19 protein-coding genes are annotated in these 15,276 nt (G+C 28.1%); 13 read left to right on the forward strand and 6 right to left on the reverse strand.

Annotation, left to right across the window (positions count from 1 at the left end):
- Positions 1–54: 54 nt before the first annotated feature.
- Together ACMFBB_RS07250 and ACMFBB_RS07255 are read left to right on the forward strand one after the other, a co-directional pair.
- Positions 55–726, forward strand: a complete 672-nt coding sequence (locus ACMFBB_RS07250; protein ID WP_435263748.1) for a hypothetical protein — start codon at positions 55–57, stop codon at positions 724–726.
- A gap of 40 nt (positions 727–766) precedes the next feature.
- Positions 767–1,477, forward strand: a complete 711-nt coding sequence (locus tag ACMFBB_RS07255; RefSeq protein ID WP_435263749.1) for a hypothetical protein — start codon at positions 767–769, stop codon at positions 1,475–1,477.
- A gap of 73 nt (positions 1,478–1,550) precedes the next feature.
- Here ACMFBB_RS07255 and ACMFBB_RS07260 read toward each other — a convergent pair whose 3' ends face one another.
- The gene (locus tag ACMFBB_RS07260) at positions 1,551–2,459 is read right to left on the reverse strand and encodes a DUF3179 domain-containing (seleno)protein (RefSeq protein ID WP_435263750.1); all 909 of its coding nucleotides are present in this window, start codon (positions 2,457–2,459) and stop codon (positions 1,551–1,553) included.
- A 135-nt stretch (positions 2,460–2,594) separates the two neighbouring features.
- On the opposite strand from ACMFBB_RS07260, the gene ACMFBB_RS07265 reads away from it, so the two are divergent.
- The 6 genes from ACMFBB_RS07265 to ACMFBB_RS07290 all read left to right on the forward strand — a co-directional run bounded on the left by ACMFBB_RS07265 (position 2,595) and on the right by ACMFBB_RS07290 (position 7,076).
- Positions 2,595–3,566 carry a DUF898 family protein gene (locus tag ACMFBB_RS07265; protein WP_435263751.1) on the forward strand — a complete coding sequence of 324 codons (972 nt, stop codon included), beginning with the start codon at positions 2,595–2,597 and terminating at the stop codon, positions 3,564–3,566.
- The gene (locus ACMFBB_RS07270) at positions 3,567–3,887 is read left to right on the forward strand and encodes a hypothetical protein (protein ID WP_435263752.1); all 321 of its coding nucleotides are present in this window, start codon (positions 3,567–3,569) and stop codon (positions 3,885–3,887) included.
- Positions 3,888–3,973: 86 nt separating this feature from the next.
- Positions 3,974–4,675 carry a M48 family metallopeptidase gene (locus ACMFBB_RS07275; protein ID WP_435263753.1) on the forward strand — a complete coding sequence of 234 codons (702 nt, stop codon included), beginning with the start codon at positions 3,974–3,976 and terminating at the stop codon, positions 4,673–4,675.
- Positions 4,668–5,351 carry an SDR family NAD(P)-dependent oxidoreductase gene (locus tag ACMFBB_RS07280; RefSeq protein ID WP_435263754.1) on the forward strand — a complete coding sequence of 228 codons (684 nt, stop codon included), beginning with the start codon at positions 4,668–4,670 and terminating at the stop codon, positions 5,349–5,351. The genes ACMFBB_RS07275 and ACMFBB_RS07280 overlap by 8 nt, the downstream gene beginning before the upstream one ends.
- A gap of 49 nt (positions 5,352–5,400) precedes the next feature.
- The gene (locus ACMFBB_RS07285; RefSeq protein WP_435263755.1) at positions 5,401–5,991 is read left to right on the forward strand and encodes a SprT-like domain-containing protein; all 591 of its coding nucleotides are present in this window, start codon (positions 5,401–5,403) and stop codon (positions 5,989–5,991) included.
- 17 nt (positions 5,992–6,008) lie between these two features.
- On the forward strand, positions 6,009–7,076 hold the full coding sequence (locus tag ACMFBB_RS07290) for a mannose-1-phosphate guanylyltransferase (protein WP_435263756.1): 1,068 nt from the start codon (positions 6,009–6,011) through the stop codon (positions 7,074–7,076).
- A 27-nt stretch (positions 7,077–7,103) separates the two neighbouring features.
- Here ACMFBB_RS07290 and ACMFBB_RS07295 read toward each other — a convergent pair whose 3' ends face one another.
- Genes ACMFBB_RS07295 through lpxK form a run of 3 tightly spaced genes read right to left on the reverse strand, consistent with a single transcriptional unit; the run spans position 7,104 to position 8,680 of the window.
- Positions 7,104–7,376, reverse strand: coding sequence for a hypothetical protein (locus ACMFBB_RS07295; RefSeq protein WP_435263757.1), 273 nt, complete (start codon positions 7,374–7,376; stop codon positions 7,104–7,106).
- A gap of 34 nt (positions 7,377–7,410) precedes the next feature.
- The gene (locus ACMFBB_RS07300; protein WP_435263758.1) at positions 7,411–7,596 is read right to left on the reverse strand and encodes a hypothetical protein; all 186 of its coding nucleotides are present in this window, start codon (positions 7,594–7,596) and stop codon (positions 7,411–7,413) included.
- Between the two features lie 46 nt (positions 7,597–7,642).
- Complete coding sequence (gene lpxK / locus ACMFBB_RS07305) at positions 7,643–8,680, reverse strand: tetraacyldisaccharide 4'-kinase (RefSeq protein ID WP_435263759.1); 1,038 nt, start codon at positions 8,678–8,680, stop codon at positions 7,643–7,645.
- 62 nt (positions 8,681–8,742) lie between these two features.
- On the opposite strand from lpxK, the gene ACMFBB_RS07310 reads away from it, so the two are divergent.
- Both ACMFBB_RS07310 and ACMFBB_RS07315 read left to right on the forward strand, forming a co-directional pair.
- A complete protein-coding gene (locus tag ACMFBB_RS07310) occupies positions 8,743–9,837 on the forward strand; it encodes a Nif3-like dinuclear metal center hexameric protein (RefSeq protein WP_435263760.1) in 1,095 nt (364 codons plus the stop codon).
- 2 nt (positions 9,838–9,839) lie between these two features.
- Positions 9,840–10,610, forward strand: a complete 771-nt coding sequence (locus ACMFBB_RS07315; RefSeq protein ID WP_435263761.1) for a zinc ribbon domain-containing protein — start codon at positions 9,840–9,842, stop codon at positions 10,608–10,610.
- A 69-nt stretch (positions 10,611–10,679) separates the two neighbouring features.
- On the opposite strand, the gene rpsU is transcribed toward ACMFBB_RS07315, so the two are convergent.
- Positions 10,680–10,868 (reverse strand): 30S ribosomal protein S21, encoded by a 189-nt coding sequence (gene rpsU, locus ACMFBB_RS07320; RefSeq protein WP_435263762.1) that lies wholly within the window; start codon positions 10,866–10,868, stop codon positions 10,680–10,682.
- 334 nt (positions 10,869–11,202) lie between these two features.
- Entirely contained in the window at positions 11,203–12,279 is a 1,077-nt protein-coding gene (gene prfA, locus ACMFBB_RS07325; RefSeq protein ID WP_435263763.1) for a peptide chain release factor 1, read from the reverse strand.
- A 79-nt stretch (positions 12,280–12,358) separates the two neighbouring features.
- On the opposite strand from prfA, the gene ACMFBB_RS07330 reads away from it, so the two are divergent.
- The 3 genes from ACMFBB_RS07330 to ACMFBB_RS07340 all read left to right on the forward strand — a co-directional run bounded on the left by ACMFBB_RS07330 (position 12,359) and on the right by ACMFBB_RS07340 (position 15,274).
- Positions 12,359–12,784, forward strand: coding sequence for a hypothetical protein (locus ACMFBB_RS07330; RefSeq protein WP_435263764.1), 426 nt, complete (start codon positions 12,359–12,361; stop codon positions 12,782–12,784).
- 152 nt (positions 12,785–12,936) lie between these two features.
- The gene (locus tag ACMFBB_RS07335) at positions 12,937–13,617 is read left to right on the forward strand and encodes a TetR/AcrR family transcriptional regulator (RefSeq protein WP_435263765.1); all 681 of its coding nucleotides are present in this window, start codon (positions 12,937–12,939) and stop codon (positions 13,615–13,617) included.
- The gene (locus ACMFBB_RS07340) at positions 13,607–15,274 is read left to right on the forward strand and encodes a peptidase domain-containing ABC transporter (RefSeq protein WP_435263766.1); all 1,668 of its coding nucleotides are present in this window, start codon (positions 13,607–13,609) and stop codon (positions 15,272–15,274) included. The genes ACMFBB_RS07335 and ACMFBB_RS07340 overlap by 11 nt, the downstream gene beginning before the upstream one ends.
- Positions 15,275–15,276: the final 2 nt, after the last annotated feature.

Consider the following 15,276-nt stretch of genomic DNA (forward strand, 5'->3'; position numbering starts at 1 on the left):
TATTCATTTAAAGGTAGTTTTTTATTATATTTACATACAAATAAACACTTTACAATGAAAAAGTTAATACTAATTTTATGTCTATCATTTGTATCATTGCTTGTAAATTCTCAAGTAGAAGGTTTTAATTTTAACCCTCAAAAAATTGGAGGAACGTTTCAAAACACAAACTTAAATTCAAAAAATAGTTTTAATGAGAACATGAAAGGTTCCATATATTTGTTTAAGTCATGGAAAAACTTGTCTACCTTAACCTCGTTTTCTAACAAAAAACTAAAAATTGATAATTTAAACTATGATATAGAAAACAAACAATTCGTTGCTAAAATTAGCAATGATAGTATATACATTTTTAACAATCTTAAAACCGTTAAAACGCCCCTTTCTTCATTTAAAAATATTGATGGTACTTTTTATGAACTACTTGTTGATGGAAAAGTACAATTATTAAAAGAATACACAGGGAAATATAAAAAAGCAGTAATAAATAAAATGACAAATCAAGTGGTAAAGAAACCACAATATGTCAAGACTGAAATATTATATCTAAGGCAAAATAAGAAAATTAAAAAAATAAAATTAAAAAGATCAAGTATTCAAAAAATCACTTCTTCTAAAAAGGAAGACATTAAAAAATATATTAAAAGTAATAAATTGTCTTATAAGAAAGAAAATGATGTTATTAAAATACTTAACTATTTTAATGAATTACTAAACAACAGTTAAAAGTGAATTACTATTAAAGATATGACAAACTGAGGAAGAGATGAAGAAAATTATTTTAATTTTAGCACTTATAATTACAAATCAAATAAACTGCCAAGGAAAGAGAGTTTTTTCGCCTACAAACTCAAGTGAAGCTCCAAAAATGAAGGTTAACTTTAATACTCAAACCCTCGGAGGTACTTTTCAACATAATGATGCAAGAGCTTTTAATAAGACAGATCAATTTAGAGAAGTTAAAGGTTCTTTTTATTTATTTAATAGTTGGAATAACAGTTCTACTATTCTATCAAAAACTGGTAAAAAATATTATATCAATAACATTAATTTTGATTTAGACGAAGAAAAATTCTTATCTGAAATATCAAAAGATAGTGTGTATATATATCAAAACATTGAAAGCATTACTGTTAATAAAAGGCTCTTTATAAATATTAATGAACAGTATTTTGAAAAAATAGTTGATGGAAAACTTAGTGTAATAAAAAAGTATTCTGGAAAATTGAAAAAACCTGTCACTAATAAAATGACTAACCAGCAAGTCAAACCTGCAGAATATATTAAAATAATTAATTACTACACATATATTGATAATCAAAAATTGGAAAAAATAAAATTAAAAAAATCGAATATTTCTAAGTTAATTAACGATAAAAAAGGTCAAATAAACGCTTATATCAAAAAAAATAAATTATCATATAAAGAAGAAAGTGATGTTATTAAAATAATTAATTTCTATAATTCATTAATTTAATTATGTATGGTAACTTTGTTGTTATAAAAAAAATTCCATGCCCATAATTCAGCATGAAAAAAACTAGGTGAGGCTAATTTTGTACCTTTTTTGGTTCTTCAATAGCTTCACCTAATATATTCCACCTATTTCCTTTACTATCTTTCAAAACTATTGGAAAATCATTATCAACCTCTAAGTTCTCTTCTATAGGCTCATAAAATGAAGTGAAAATATTTTTAGTTTCATCACCTACAATAATAGTTTTCCTTCCATTAACAACTAACTTTTCTATCTTAAATTGCTTGAAATTAGTATAAGGAAAAACTTCGACAGTATTTTCTATTCCATCATTAACAATACCAAAAAATTTAGTTGTCTTCGCTTTGATCGAACTGTTATCTTTGATCAATTCTCCTCTATTAAGTAAATTATGATAATACACTTGAGCTTCAGGAAAATATTCTTTGATAGTTTTCCAAGTTGTCTCGATAGAAAACAAATCATTTATATCCATGAATTTTTGATTGCCTTTAATACCAGTGAGTAACATTTGTGACCAGAAAACATTTTCCTCTTGTGATGTTAAAACCAAATTATCTTTAAATAAAAAACCAGACGCAAACAAATTTAAACTTTTGTCTCCTATATTTTTATTAAAGCAAATACCACTTTTTGTTTGTGGGCAATAGGTGGCAACATATTCCAAATCATCTATTTTGTCATTTACAACTTCTGAGTAATTTAAATAAATGTATGGAAACACCTTTATCTTACCATTATAGCTAAATAATAATACAAGATCATTATCGATTACGTTTTCAATATCATCTACTTTTTTGAAACTTGGATTGTCTATCAAAGCAAACGGGGCACCTTCCTTAATATACATCTCATCTACAAGCCATTTTTCTTCGTATGGAGCATTCACAATATCCTTATCGATACTATCAGAACATGATAAACTAGCCACACAAACTAAAATAAACAAGAAATACTTCATAACTTAATAAGATTTACTATGTAGTCTAAAAAAACAACTAATAATTACATTAGATATATAAAAATACGGATTTCATAATATTTGCACACTAAAAAATAAAATTGCATTTTTGATTAAAACAAACTAAAAGCTACGATGGAAATTATTTCTGGATTAAAAACCGAAAAAAAAAGTTTTAAATATTTTGGTAACGGAGTTGAATTTGCTATTATATTTTTTAAAAATATATTACTAACAGTATTGTCTCTTGGACTCTACTATCCTTGGGCTAAAGTTGAAATTTTAAAATACCATTACCAATCAACTGAGTTAGATGACTCTCGTTTTTCTTTTCATGGAACTGGAAAAGAAGTTTTTAAAGGTTTTATTAAAATATATTTAATTTTCATTCTATTATACGGTACATTAATTTACGGCTTACAATCTGGAGAGCAAATAACAACCATTATAACTGTTGCTATATTTTATTTATTCTTCATATTCATTATTCCTTTCGCCATCCATGGTGCAGCCCGTTATCGTTCATCTAGAAGCTCCTGGAGAGGTATTCATTTTAAGTATTTAGGAAATAGAATGGAATTGTTTTGGAAATTTATCACTGGTATGATTCTAACAATTTTAACTTTTGGTATCTACGGAGCTTGGTTTCAAATTGAAATTAGAAAATATATCTTAAGCCATTTGCGATTTGGAAACTTATCTTTTGACTTTAAAGGAAAAGGAGAAACCTTGTTTTGGATAAATTTAAAATTTATTTTTTTATTTTATCTTACATTAGGTATTTATTCTTTTTGGTATATTAAAAACTTATGGGGATTTTATGCTGATAATACTGAAATAACACAAGATGGTAAAAAAGTAAACTTTAAATTAAACATGAAACCTGGAGATGTTTTTGAATTAATGATAGTTAACTTTTTATTAATTATAGTAACATTAGGTATTGCCACTCCATGGGTAACTATTAGAACATTTAATTTTATCTTCCGCTTTTTAGAGATTGATGAAGGTTTAAACACAAACACGATACAACAAACATCTTATGATAATTATGATGATGCATCTGGCGAAGATTTTTTAGATTTTTTAGATTTAGATCTACTATAAATGCCCTTTAAAGCAAACTATTTCGATGGTAAAACCTCCGAAACTCATGTAGCGTTTATTTGTCCCAATTCCATATCTTGGAAAATTTCCTACCATAACAAAGAAAATAACGTTGAGCATATTTCATGGAATATTCAAAACATTAAGAGATCGGAAGTTCATACACAAGGTTTAATTTCTTTTACCTATGGTAGTACTTTTCCTTTTCAAAAAATTGAAAGCTCTGACACTAGTTTTATAGAATATATAAATAAGAATAAACACAAAAACTTACATAATAAAGTTGATACCTTTTTACACTCACATAAAAAGAGTCTTTAGTTAGTTTACTTCTGGCTATTTTTACAATACTGTTTGGTGTATATTTTTATATAATTCCAACTGTAGCTATTAGTTTTGTGTCTAATATGAGTGAAAAGCAAATTATTGAATTTGGTAACCACACTTTTAATATGCTTTTAAATGATTTAGATATTGATGAAGTAAAATCAAATAATTTACAATTATTCATTAATGATATGAATATAAATACTACTTTCCCAATAAAAGTATTTGTAACAAATAATAAAGAATTAAATGCTTTTGCTCTTTCTGGTGGAAAAATAGTGATATATTCTTCTTTACTAGATGAAATAGAAAACGAACACCAATTAACAGCTTTGTTAGGGCATGAAATATCTCATATAGAAAATAGGCATGTACTAAAAAACTTAATTAGAAACTTATCAGGAAAAGTCTTCACCTCTATTATTTTTAATGACTTTAATAGTGTTTCAACTATTTTAACTGCGAATGCACATTTATTTTCTCAATTGTCATATACTCGGAGCTTAGAAAAAGAAGCTGATGTTTATAGTATGAAAATTATGCAACAAAATAATTTAAATTTATTTGGAATGCCCGAGTTATTTCAAATTCTAAACAAGAAAAATGAAGTTGAAATACCAAAATATCTAAATAGTCATCCATTGCTTAAAGAGAGGATTTTGTACACAAAAAAAATAGCAGAAAAACAATCTTCCTTTAAGGGAAATGTAATTCTGAAAAATAGATGGAATACTTTAAAACAATTAAATTCTAAAACAAATACTAAAATCAAACATGAGTAAGAACATAATTATTACTGGTACAAGTAGAGGAATAGGTTATGAACTAGCTAAACAATTTGCAAATCAAGGTCATCATGTATTAGCTTTATCAAGGAATACTATTCCTCTTGATACTTTAAATCATAAAAATATTACAACTATTTCTGTTGACTTATCTTCTAGTAAGGATTTAAAAAAAGCTGAAACATTTATAAGAAACAATTGGAGTCATGTTGATATTTTAATCAATAATGCTGGAAAGTTAATTAATAAGCCTTTTACAGAATTATCTTCTGAAGATTTTCAAGAAGTATACAACGTGAATGTTTTTGCTGTTGCTGAACTTACAAAAAAAGCAATTCCTTTTTTAAAGAAAGGAAGCCATGTAGTAACTGTAAGCAGTATGGGGGGCATACAAGGAAGTATGAAATTCCCTGGACTTGCAGCCTACAGCTCAGCAAAAGGTGCAGTTATTACATTATCAGAATTATTAGCAGAAGAATATAAAGAACAGCATATAGCTTTTAATGTTTTAGCCTTAGGAGCAGTTCAAACTGAAATGCTTGAAGAAGCTTTTCCTGGGTATGAAGCTCCTCTTTCAGCAAAAGAAATGGCTGATTATATTTTTGGATTCGCATTAACTGGCAACAAATATTATAACGGAAAAGTATTACAAGTTTCTAGTTCTACTCCTTAAAATAAAGCTATAACACAGTAAATTTAACAAAGTATTTTTATAGAACAAATTGAAAAAAACTTTAAAAAAATACATTCCAGAAAAAGCTATTCCTTTAGTTGAATATTTGATAAATAAACATCAAGTAAATCTAAAAATAGTTAATCAACGACAAACTAAACACGGAGATTTCCGAAGCATGCCTAATGGAAAAATGTTAATAACAGTAAATAATAACTTGAACCATTATCAATTTTTGTTAACCTTAATTCATGAGATTGCACACCATGTTACGCATCAAAAATTTGGCAGAGTTCAACCTCATGGCAAAGAGTGGAAAACTATTTTTCAGCATTTAATGCTTCCTTTTTTAGAACCTGAAATTTACCCAACTCAAATACTACCTCATTTAGCTAACTATTTAAAAAATCCAAAAGCGAGTACCGACACAGATGTAAAATTATCATTAGTTTTGCGAAATGGTAAAGCAGAAGTAGGAAAGAATTTTATCTTTGAGATTCCAAATGGAAGTGTTTTTAGATTTAAAGATAAGATATATAAAAGAGGTAACAAACGCAGAACACGTTATGAATGTTTAAACTTAACAAATAAACGTGTGTATCTTTTTAATCAAAATGCAGAAGTTCTTCTTATTAAGTAAGTAATACAATACAAATTATGAACGATAATTATTACGCAGTTATAATGGCAGGTGGAGTTGGATCAAGATTTTGGCCAGTTAGTACACAACAGTATCCTAAACAATTTCATGACATGCTAGGAACTGGTGAATCTTTGATTCAGAAAACTTTTAGTCGAATAAATAAGCTAATTCCTTCAGATAATATACTTATAGCAACTAATAAACGTTATGAATCATTAGTGTTAGATCAATTACCTAAAGTAAAAAGTAAGCAGTTACTATTAGAGCCTACCATGCGTAACACTGCTCCTTGTATTTTATACTCTGCATTAAAAATACATCAACAAAACCCAGATGCTGTAATGTTGGTGGCTCCTTCTGATCACTGGATTGAAAATGAGAATGAATTTTTAAACAATATTAAAACTTCATTTAATGCTTGTGAAACACAAGATATCTTAATGACATTAGGAATTCAGCCAGACTCACCTAACACCGGTTATGGATATATACAGTATGAAAAATGTGGTTCTACTATAAAAAAAGTAAAGAATTTTACTGAAAAACCGAACTTAACCAAAGCTAAAGATTTTTTGGATAGTGGAGATTATCTATGGAACGCAGGAATATTTGTTTGGTCTACGAAAAGCATTTTAAAAGCTTTCAAAGAATTCTTACCAGAAATGGTTGCTACTCTAGATGATGGAAATAATGTATATAATACTGAATTTGAAGATGATTTCATTAACAGTAATTATAAATCATGTGAAAATATTTCTATTGATTTTGGAGTAATGGAAAGGGCTAAAAACGTACATGTATTGCCTGTAAATTTTGGTTGGAATGATCTTGGTACTTGGGGTTCACTTTACAATAAGCTCCCTAAAGACCAACAAAGAAACGCTATTGTAGGTGCAAAACCTATTTTTAGAAATTCAAATGGAAATATGGTAAGAACTCAAAATGGTAAAAAAGTCATTATCCAAGGATTAACAGATTTTATAATAGTTGAGAAAGATGATATTCTTCTAATATGCCCTAAAGAAGATGAACAAGAAATAAAACAAATTGCTGCACAGGCAAAAGATACATTTGACTGCTAAAAATAGCATAAAAACAATCCGTAGTTATTACTTCGGATTGTTTTTGTAGTGCTTTATAATAACTTTCTCAAAAAACGGATAATAATATTCAGGCATATAACTTCCTCTTTTTTCTCCTAAAACTCTTTCTTTTTTATCTATTAACAAAACCGTAGGAAAAGAATTTTTATATTTTTTACTGAGTCTTATATTTACAATTGAAGCCTCTTTGGTTACCAAATCTTTATTTCTTGGAAAATTGGCCATGTATAAAATCATATTTTTATTGGCATACTCTACAAATTTCGTAGTATGAAACAATTCTTTATCTAATTTTATACAAGGTCCGCACCAATCAGGATCCTGTAAAATAGATTAACACAGGTTTCTTTTCTTTTTTTGATTTGTTTAAAGCCTCCTTGTAAGATGTTTCCCAATTAATTTTTATTTTTTCATTAAAAGCATCAGTAAGTATTTTATTTTGAGAATAAATAGCATTGATTGCGACTAACAATACTAAAAATGTCATTATTTTTTTCATCTATATTTATTTTACCTATTCAAAAACATCAAAAATAATACCAAGATTAACTATGCATAGCTTTAACATGAGTCTCTATTAAAGAATCAAATTTTTGTTTATCATCTTTTAAAAAAGAACTTTCTATTGGTAAATAAAATAGATTATCTACCTTACTTTCTAACCTAACAAAATCTTTCTCAGTTGTCAGGATTAATTTCTTAGAAGATTTAATTGAATCATATGTCAACCTTATTTTTTCAATATCACCTTTAGTGAATTGATGGTGGTCTGGAAATTTTAAATACTTAACTTTTATCTTTTTATCTTTTAAAAATTGTAAGAAAGGGGCGGGTTTTGCAATCCCTGTAACTACAACTATTTCTTTTCCTATTAACTCCTTAATTGGCATACTCTTATTTCCATACAACCTATCATCATAAGAAATAGAAGTAAAAAATACTTCTTGAGTACTTTCAGGATTAATTTTTTTAATTATATCTTTTTGTTCTTTATCCGACAAACTATCTGGGCACTTAGTTATAACTATAATATTTGCTCTTTTCGCTCCTCTCCTACTTTCCCTTAAATTTCCAGTTGGTAAAATAAAATCATCAGCAAATAAATCTTTATACTTAGTTAATAACACGTATAAACTTGCCTTCACTTTCCTATGTTGAAAAGCATCATCTAACAATATAACTTCTAGTTTATTATTTCTTTCAATCAATTGCTTAATGCCATTTACTCTGTTAGCGTCAACAGCTACAGTAATTTCATCCTTAAATTTCTTATAAAACTGCAGTGGTTCATCCCCTACATCTTCTGCCGAGTGTTTTGAACTTACAACTTGAAAACCTCTTTCTTTTCTTTTATATCCTCTACTTAGTGTAGCTAACTTATAGTTTTTACTTAATAGGCGTATTAAGTACTCGATTTGTGGAGATTTTCCTGTTCCTCCAACACTTAAATTACCCACAGCAATTACTGGAATAAAAAAAGATTCATTCTTATAAATATTTTTATCAAACAATATGTTACGTATACTCGTTACAATATCATATATGATAGCTATTGGAAATAATAAAAAACGGATTACTTTCATTACAACGAAAGTAATTAAAAATCTTAACTTTGATATTGATTTAAAACATGTAAAACTGAACTATGCAAATAAGAGACATTACAAATTATATAGAACAATTAGCACCTCTTTCTTATGCAGAAGATTTTGATAATGTAGGACTTCTTATAGGTAGTTACTCAACAAAAGTTAAAGGTGTTTTAGTGACACTAGACACTTTAGAAAAAACTATTGATGAAGCAATAGCCAAAGGATGTAATTTAATCATAAGTTTTCATCCTATTATATTTAGTGGTCTAAAAAAATTAAATGGAAATAATTATGTTGAACGAGTTGTTTTAAAAGCAATTCAAAACAACATTGCCATTTATGCTACACATACTGCTTTAGATAATGTTCAAAATGGAGTGTCTACAAAAATGTGTGAAGTACTAGGTTTACAAAGTATTAAAACGTTAATTCCTAAAAAAGGGATTATTAAGAAATTAACCACCTATGTGCCAACTGAACAAGCTAATTATCTTAGAGAACAATTATTTAATGCCGGTGCTGGCTCTATTGGCAATTATGACAATTGTTCTTTTAATGTAAATGGAAAAGGAAGTTTTAAAGGAAATACAGAATCAAACCCTACAATTGGAAATAAAGGTGAGTTAACATTTGAAGATGAAACATGTATTTCAGTAACCTTTGATTCTTATTTAGAAGGAAAAATATTAAACGCTTTGTTTAATAATCATCCTTATGAAGAGGTAGCTTATGAAATAATAACTCTTGATAATGAAAATCAACATATTGGAATGGGAATGATTGGTGAGTTTACTGATGAGATAAATGAAAATGAGTTTCTTAACTTTGTAAAAAAAACATTTAAAACTAGTTGTGTTCGTCATTCAGAACTATTGAATAAGCCTATAAAAAAAGTAGCTGTTTTGGGAGGGTCAGGAAGTTTTGCTATTAATAATGCTATAAAAGCTAAAGCAGACGCATACATAAGTGCTGATTTTAAATACCATGAATTCTTTAAGGCTGAAAAAAAGATTTTATTAGCAGATGTTGGTCATTATGAAAGTGAGCAGTTTACAAAAAATATTTTGGTTGATTATCTTAGCAAAAAATTTAGTACTTTTGCAATTATTTTAAGCGAAGAAAGTACAAATCCAATATACTATATATAAAGATGGCAAAAAAAGAAGTAACGGTAGAAGAAAAATTAAGAGCGTTATATGATTTACAGCTAATTGATTCTAGAATAGATGAAATCAGAAACGTTCGTGGTGAATTACCTTTAGAAGTTGAAGATTTAGAAGATGAAGTTGCCGGATTAAACACCAGACTATCTAATTTATCAAGCGATTTAGCTAGTTTAGAATCTGATATTAATAGTAAGAAGTTAGCTATAACCGAATCTAAAGCTCTTATAAAGAAGTACGAAGAACAACAGAAAAACGTTCGTAATAATCGTGAATTCGATTCTTTAACAAAAGAGGTTGAATATCAAGAATTAGAAATTCAATTATCAGAAAAGAGAATTAAAGAATACAAGGCTAAAATAGCTCAGAAAAACGAAGTGATTTCTAGTACTAAAGAAAAACTAGCTCAACAAGAAAATCATTTAACTCACAAGAAAAATGAACTTGATGCTATTTTAAAAGAAACAGAAAAAGAAGAGCAATTATTAAAGGATAAATCTAAAGAGTACTCTGAATCTATCGATGCTCATTTATTAAACGCTTATTCAAGAATTCGTAATAAAGTAAAAAACGGTCTAGCTGTTGTTTCTATTGAGCGCGGTGCAGCAGGAGGGTCTTTCTTTACTATTCCACCTCAAATCCAATTAGAGATTGCTAATCGTAAAAAAATCACTATTGACGAGCACAGTGGTCGTATTTTAGTAGATTCAGCTTTGGCTGCTGAAGAACGTGAAAAAATAGATAGCTTATTTTCATAAAAGCTACTATATATAAATGAAAAAAGCTCAATCTTACTGATTGAGCTTTTTTCATTCAAAAAACAAATACTAATCTTCTTTAAATAGTTGCTCTTTATAAGCTGCCTTTTTAATCTCAGCGCGTCTTGTAACAGATGGCTTATCGTATTGTTTTCTATTTCTTAATTGCTGTAAAATTTTAACGTCTCTATACTTACGCTTATAACGTTTTAAGGCTCTATCAATATTCTCACCTTCTTTTACTATAATTTTTAACATATATTATTGTATTTTATATTCTTAAATTATTCTCTATTTTAATTTCATTTTACATGCCACAAATAAACTTATTTACAACTGAATATTCATAACACGAAAATATTTAACCTTTAATGGTTAAATAATTCTATTAAAAAAAAGAAAAACTTAATAAAAAGTAACTTTGAAGTTTTGGCTGAGCACTTAAAAAGACGCTTTTAAATTCTCAGACATTTCCCCTTTAAGGATAGAATAAAAATGAAGTAACAAATTTATAACTTATTTAATGACAAAACAAATAAATGGTTGTAAATAAAAAAGCTCAATCTTAAAAGATTGAGCTCAATATCTTAAATTATATTGTTTCTCCTAACTCTTTTAACTTAGAAGTATTTTCAGCCAGCATTAATTCATCGATAATTTTTTGAATGTCACCATTTACGATATTCTGTAAATCGTATAGTGTTAATCCTATACGGTGGTCCGTAACACGACCTTGTGGATAATTATAGGTTCTAATTTTTGCAGAACGATCTCCAGATGTAACCATTGAACCACGTTTGGCAGCATCAGCTTCTTGTTTTTTGGCTAATTCCATATCATATAAACGTGATCGTAATACTTTAAAAGCTTTCTCTTTATTTTTATGTTGAGATTTTTGATCCTGACATTGAGCTACTAAACCAGTTGGTATATGCGTTAAACGCACAGCTGAATATGTAGTATTTACAGATTGACCACCTGGTCCTGAAGAACAGAAAAAATCAATACGAACATCTTTAGGATTAATTTCTACATCAAACTCTTCGGCTTCAGGAAAAACCATACAGGTAGCTGCAGAAGTATGAACTCTACCTTGAGTTTCAGTCTGAGGGACACGTTGAACACGATGAACTCCAGCTTCAAACTTTAAAGTTCCATACACATCATCACCAGTAACCTCAAACTGTATTTCTTTAAAACCACCGTTGGTACCTTCAGAAAAATCTACAGTAGAAACTTTCCAGCCTCTACCCTCGCAATATTTAGTATACATTCTAAATAAATCTCCAGCAAAAATACTTGCTTCATCTCCTCCGGTTCCTGCACGTAATTCCACTACAGCATTTTTAGCGTCTTCGGGATCTTTAGGTATTAATAAAAACTTAATTTCATCTTCTAAAACAGGGATACGAGCTTTAGACTCTTCCATTTCCATTTTAGCCATTTCTACCATTTCCGCATCACTTCCATCAGCTATAATTTCTTTAGCCTCCTCAATTGTATTTACAAGCCCCTCATATTCGTTTGCTTTTTTTACAACCTTCCCTAAGTCTTTGTATTCTTTATTTAATTGTACGTAACGTTTTTGATCAGAAATCACGTCAGGTTGAATGATTAAATCTGACACTTCATCAAAGCGTTGTTTAACTATCTGTAATTTATCTAGCATTATATCTTTTCTTGGATTGCGAATTTACGATTTTTCTTTAAATTTGAGCAACACACAACTAACTTAAAACAAACTTATTATGAGATTTCTTTTTCTCTTTTTATGGGTTACTCTTGTATTTTCATGTAAATCACCCCTATCAAAACCTACTTTCCTTATTGGAAAATGGCAACGTTTAAATGATAAACCTGGTCAAATCACCTATGAAAATTGGAACTCAAATTTCAAAGGACTAGGGATTACACTAAAAAAAAGAGACACTATTTTTAAAGAAACCTTAAGCATAGAAACTATTAACGACACTCTATACCTAAAAGTTACAGGAATAAATAAATACCCCACTTTATTTAAATTCACCCAACAGACAGATTCTTCTTTTATTTGTGAAAATAAATTAAACGAATTCCCCAAAAAAATAAAATACTGGAAAAATAATGAAAAACTATATGCTCTAGTTTCCAATGATAGTTTTAAAATTGATTTTACATTTAAAAAATTAAATTAATCCCTTTATCTACATTCATAACAAAATCAAACTTCACTAAAAACTTTACTAGAAAGGTACCTAAATTATAAGTAAATATTTTTATTTATTTAACACTATTTCACACTTTATTAAAAGTAATACTATTAAATTTGCGGTAAATATTTTTAATTATGAAAAATTTACTTTCAAATATAAAAATAGAAACCCCCAAAGGAATCTATATCAAAAACCCTGAATCTTCTGAATTAGGTAAGAGAATAATTGAACATAGTATTATTTTAATTGAAAAATTTGGTTTTGAAAGTTTCAATTTCAAAAAGCTTGGAAAAGAAATTGGCTCTAACGAAAGCTCTATATATAGATATTTTGAAAGTAAACATAAGCTATTAATCTACTTAACCTCTTGGTATTGGGGATGGATAGAATACCAATTAGTAATTGAAACCTACAGCATTAACGATTCTAAAGAAAAACTAATTACTGCTCTAAAAGTTGTTACAAGAACCACTATTCAAGATAGTAATTATGGACACATTAATGAAGTTCTTTTAAATAAAATTGTGATAAACGAAAACTCTAAATCTTATTTAACAATAGATGTTGATACTGAAAATAAAGAAGGATACTTTATTACCTACAAAAATGTAGTAAAAAGGATATCTGAAATAATTTCTGGTCACAACCCTAAATATAAGTACCCTCTAAGTTTAGCTAGTACAATAACGGAAAGTTCGCTTCATCAACACTTTACAAAACAACATTTTCCATCAATTACAAATTTTAAAAGTAACGACAATCCAACTAACTTTTTTATCGAACTAGCATTAAACACATTATCAAATGAACACTAAAATACTATCACCATGGAGACGATTTTTAGGTCTTATTAAACTAGAACGAAAAGATATACTTCAAATAGCATATTACGCTATTTTTGAAGGTATTGTTGCGTTGTCTCTTCCGTTAGGAATACAAGCCATCATAAACTTATTACAAGGAGCTCAAGTGTCAGCTTCTTGGGTTGTTTTAATTATTTTGGTTACTGGTGGTGTTGCCTTTGCAGGTATCTTAAAATTAATGCAAATGCGAATCATTGAAACTATACAGCAACGAATATTTACAAGAGCTTCAATTGAGCTAAGCTATAGATTTCCTAAAATTAAAATGAGTGAATTACGAAATTATTACTTACCTGAACTAGCAAATCGGTTTTTTGATACACTTACTATTCAAAAGGGATTATCTAAAATTCTTATTGATGTTCCATCGGCTTTTTTACAAATAATTTTTGCTTTATTACTATTATCATTTTACCACCCATTTTTCATCTTCTTTGGCTTCTTATTACTACTATTAATTTTTATAGTATTTAAATACACCGCACAAAAAGGATTAGAAACTAGTTTAAAGGAGTCTAAAAACAAGTATAAAGTTGCTCACTGGCTTCAAGAAATTGCACGAACAGTGATGAGCTTCAAATTATCTGGTAAAACAAATCTAGCTTTGAATAAAACTGACAATCTAGTAGATGATTATTTACAATCGAGAGAAAAGCATTTTAAAATTTTAATACTACAGTACATTCAAATGATAGGGTTTAAGGTATTGGTTACTGCTGGATTATTATTAATAGGAGGATTTCTAGTATTAAATCAAAAAATGAATATTGGTCAGTTTGTTGCCGCTGAAATTATTATTCTTTTAATAATTACATCTGTAGAAAAACTAATTATTGGTTTAGAATCGTTTTATGACGTACTAACATCCATTGAAAAGCTTGGACAAATAATTGACAAACCCATTGAAAATCAAGAAGGAGAATTAATTAATAATGATCATAAATTATCTATAGAACTTCAAAGTGTTGATTATAAAGTAAACTCACTAAACATACCTATATTAAATGACATTTCACTAGTAATAAACCCTACTGATAGAATATTGATTCAAGGAGAAAGTGGAAGTGGAAAATCAAGCTTACTACAACTGATATCAGGATTGATGGAACCAACTTCTGGTCACATATACGTTAACAACCAATCTATAAACAGCTTACACCTAAATAACTATAGAGCAAATCTAGGGTTATCATTATCAGAAGAAACTCCTTTTGAAGGTAGCATAAGAGAGAATATCACTTTTGGAGACCAAGAGATAACTGATGAACAAATATATACTACATTAGAAAATGTTGGTTTAACAGACTTTATAAAACAACAACCAAATGGATTGAGTACTATTTTAAATCCTGAAGGAAAACAAATTGCTTATACTATCGCAAAAAAGATAATTTTGGCTAGAGCGATCATCAAAAAACCAAAGGTTTTAATTCTTGAAGATCCATTAGATCAATTTAAAAAAGAAGAAACACAAAAAATCATCAATTTTTTAGCAGATAAATCTCAACCTTGGAGTTTAATTGTAGTTAGCAGTAATATTACATGGAAAGAAAAATGCAACAAACACATTACACTAAAAAAAGGAAGTATTATAAATCTTACACACTAAGC

Origin of the sequence: Tenacibaculum sp. nBUS_03, from assembly GCF_051201695.1 — a bacterium.
Taxonomy (GTDB): domain Bacteria; phylum Bacteroidota; class Bacteroidia; order Flavobacteriales; family Flavobacteriaceae; genus Polaribacter.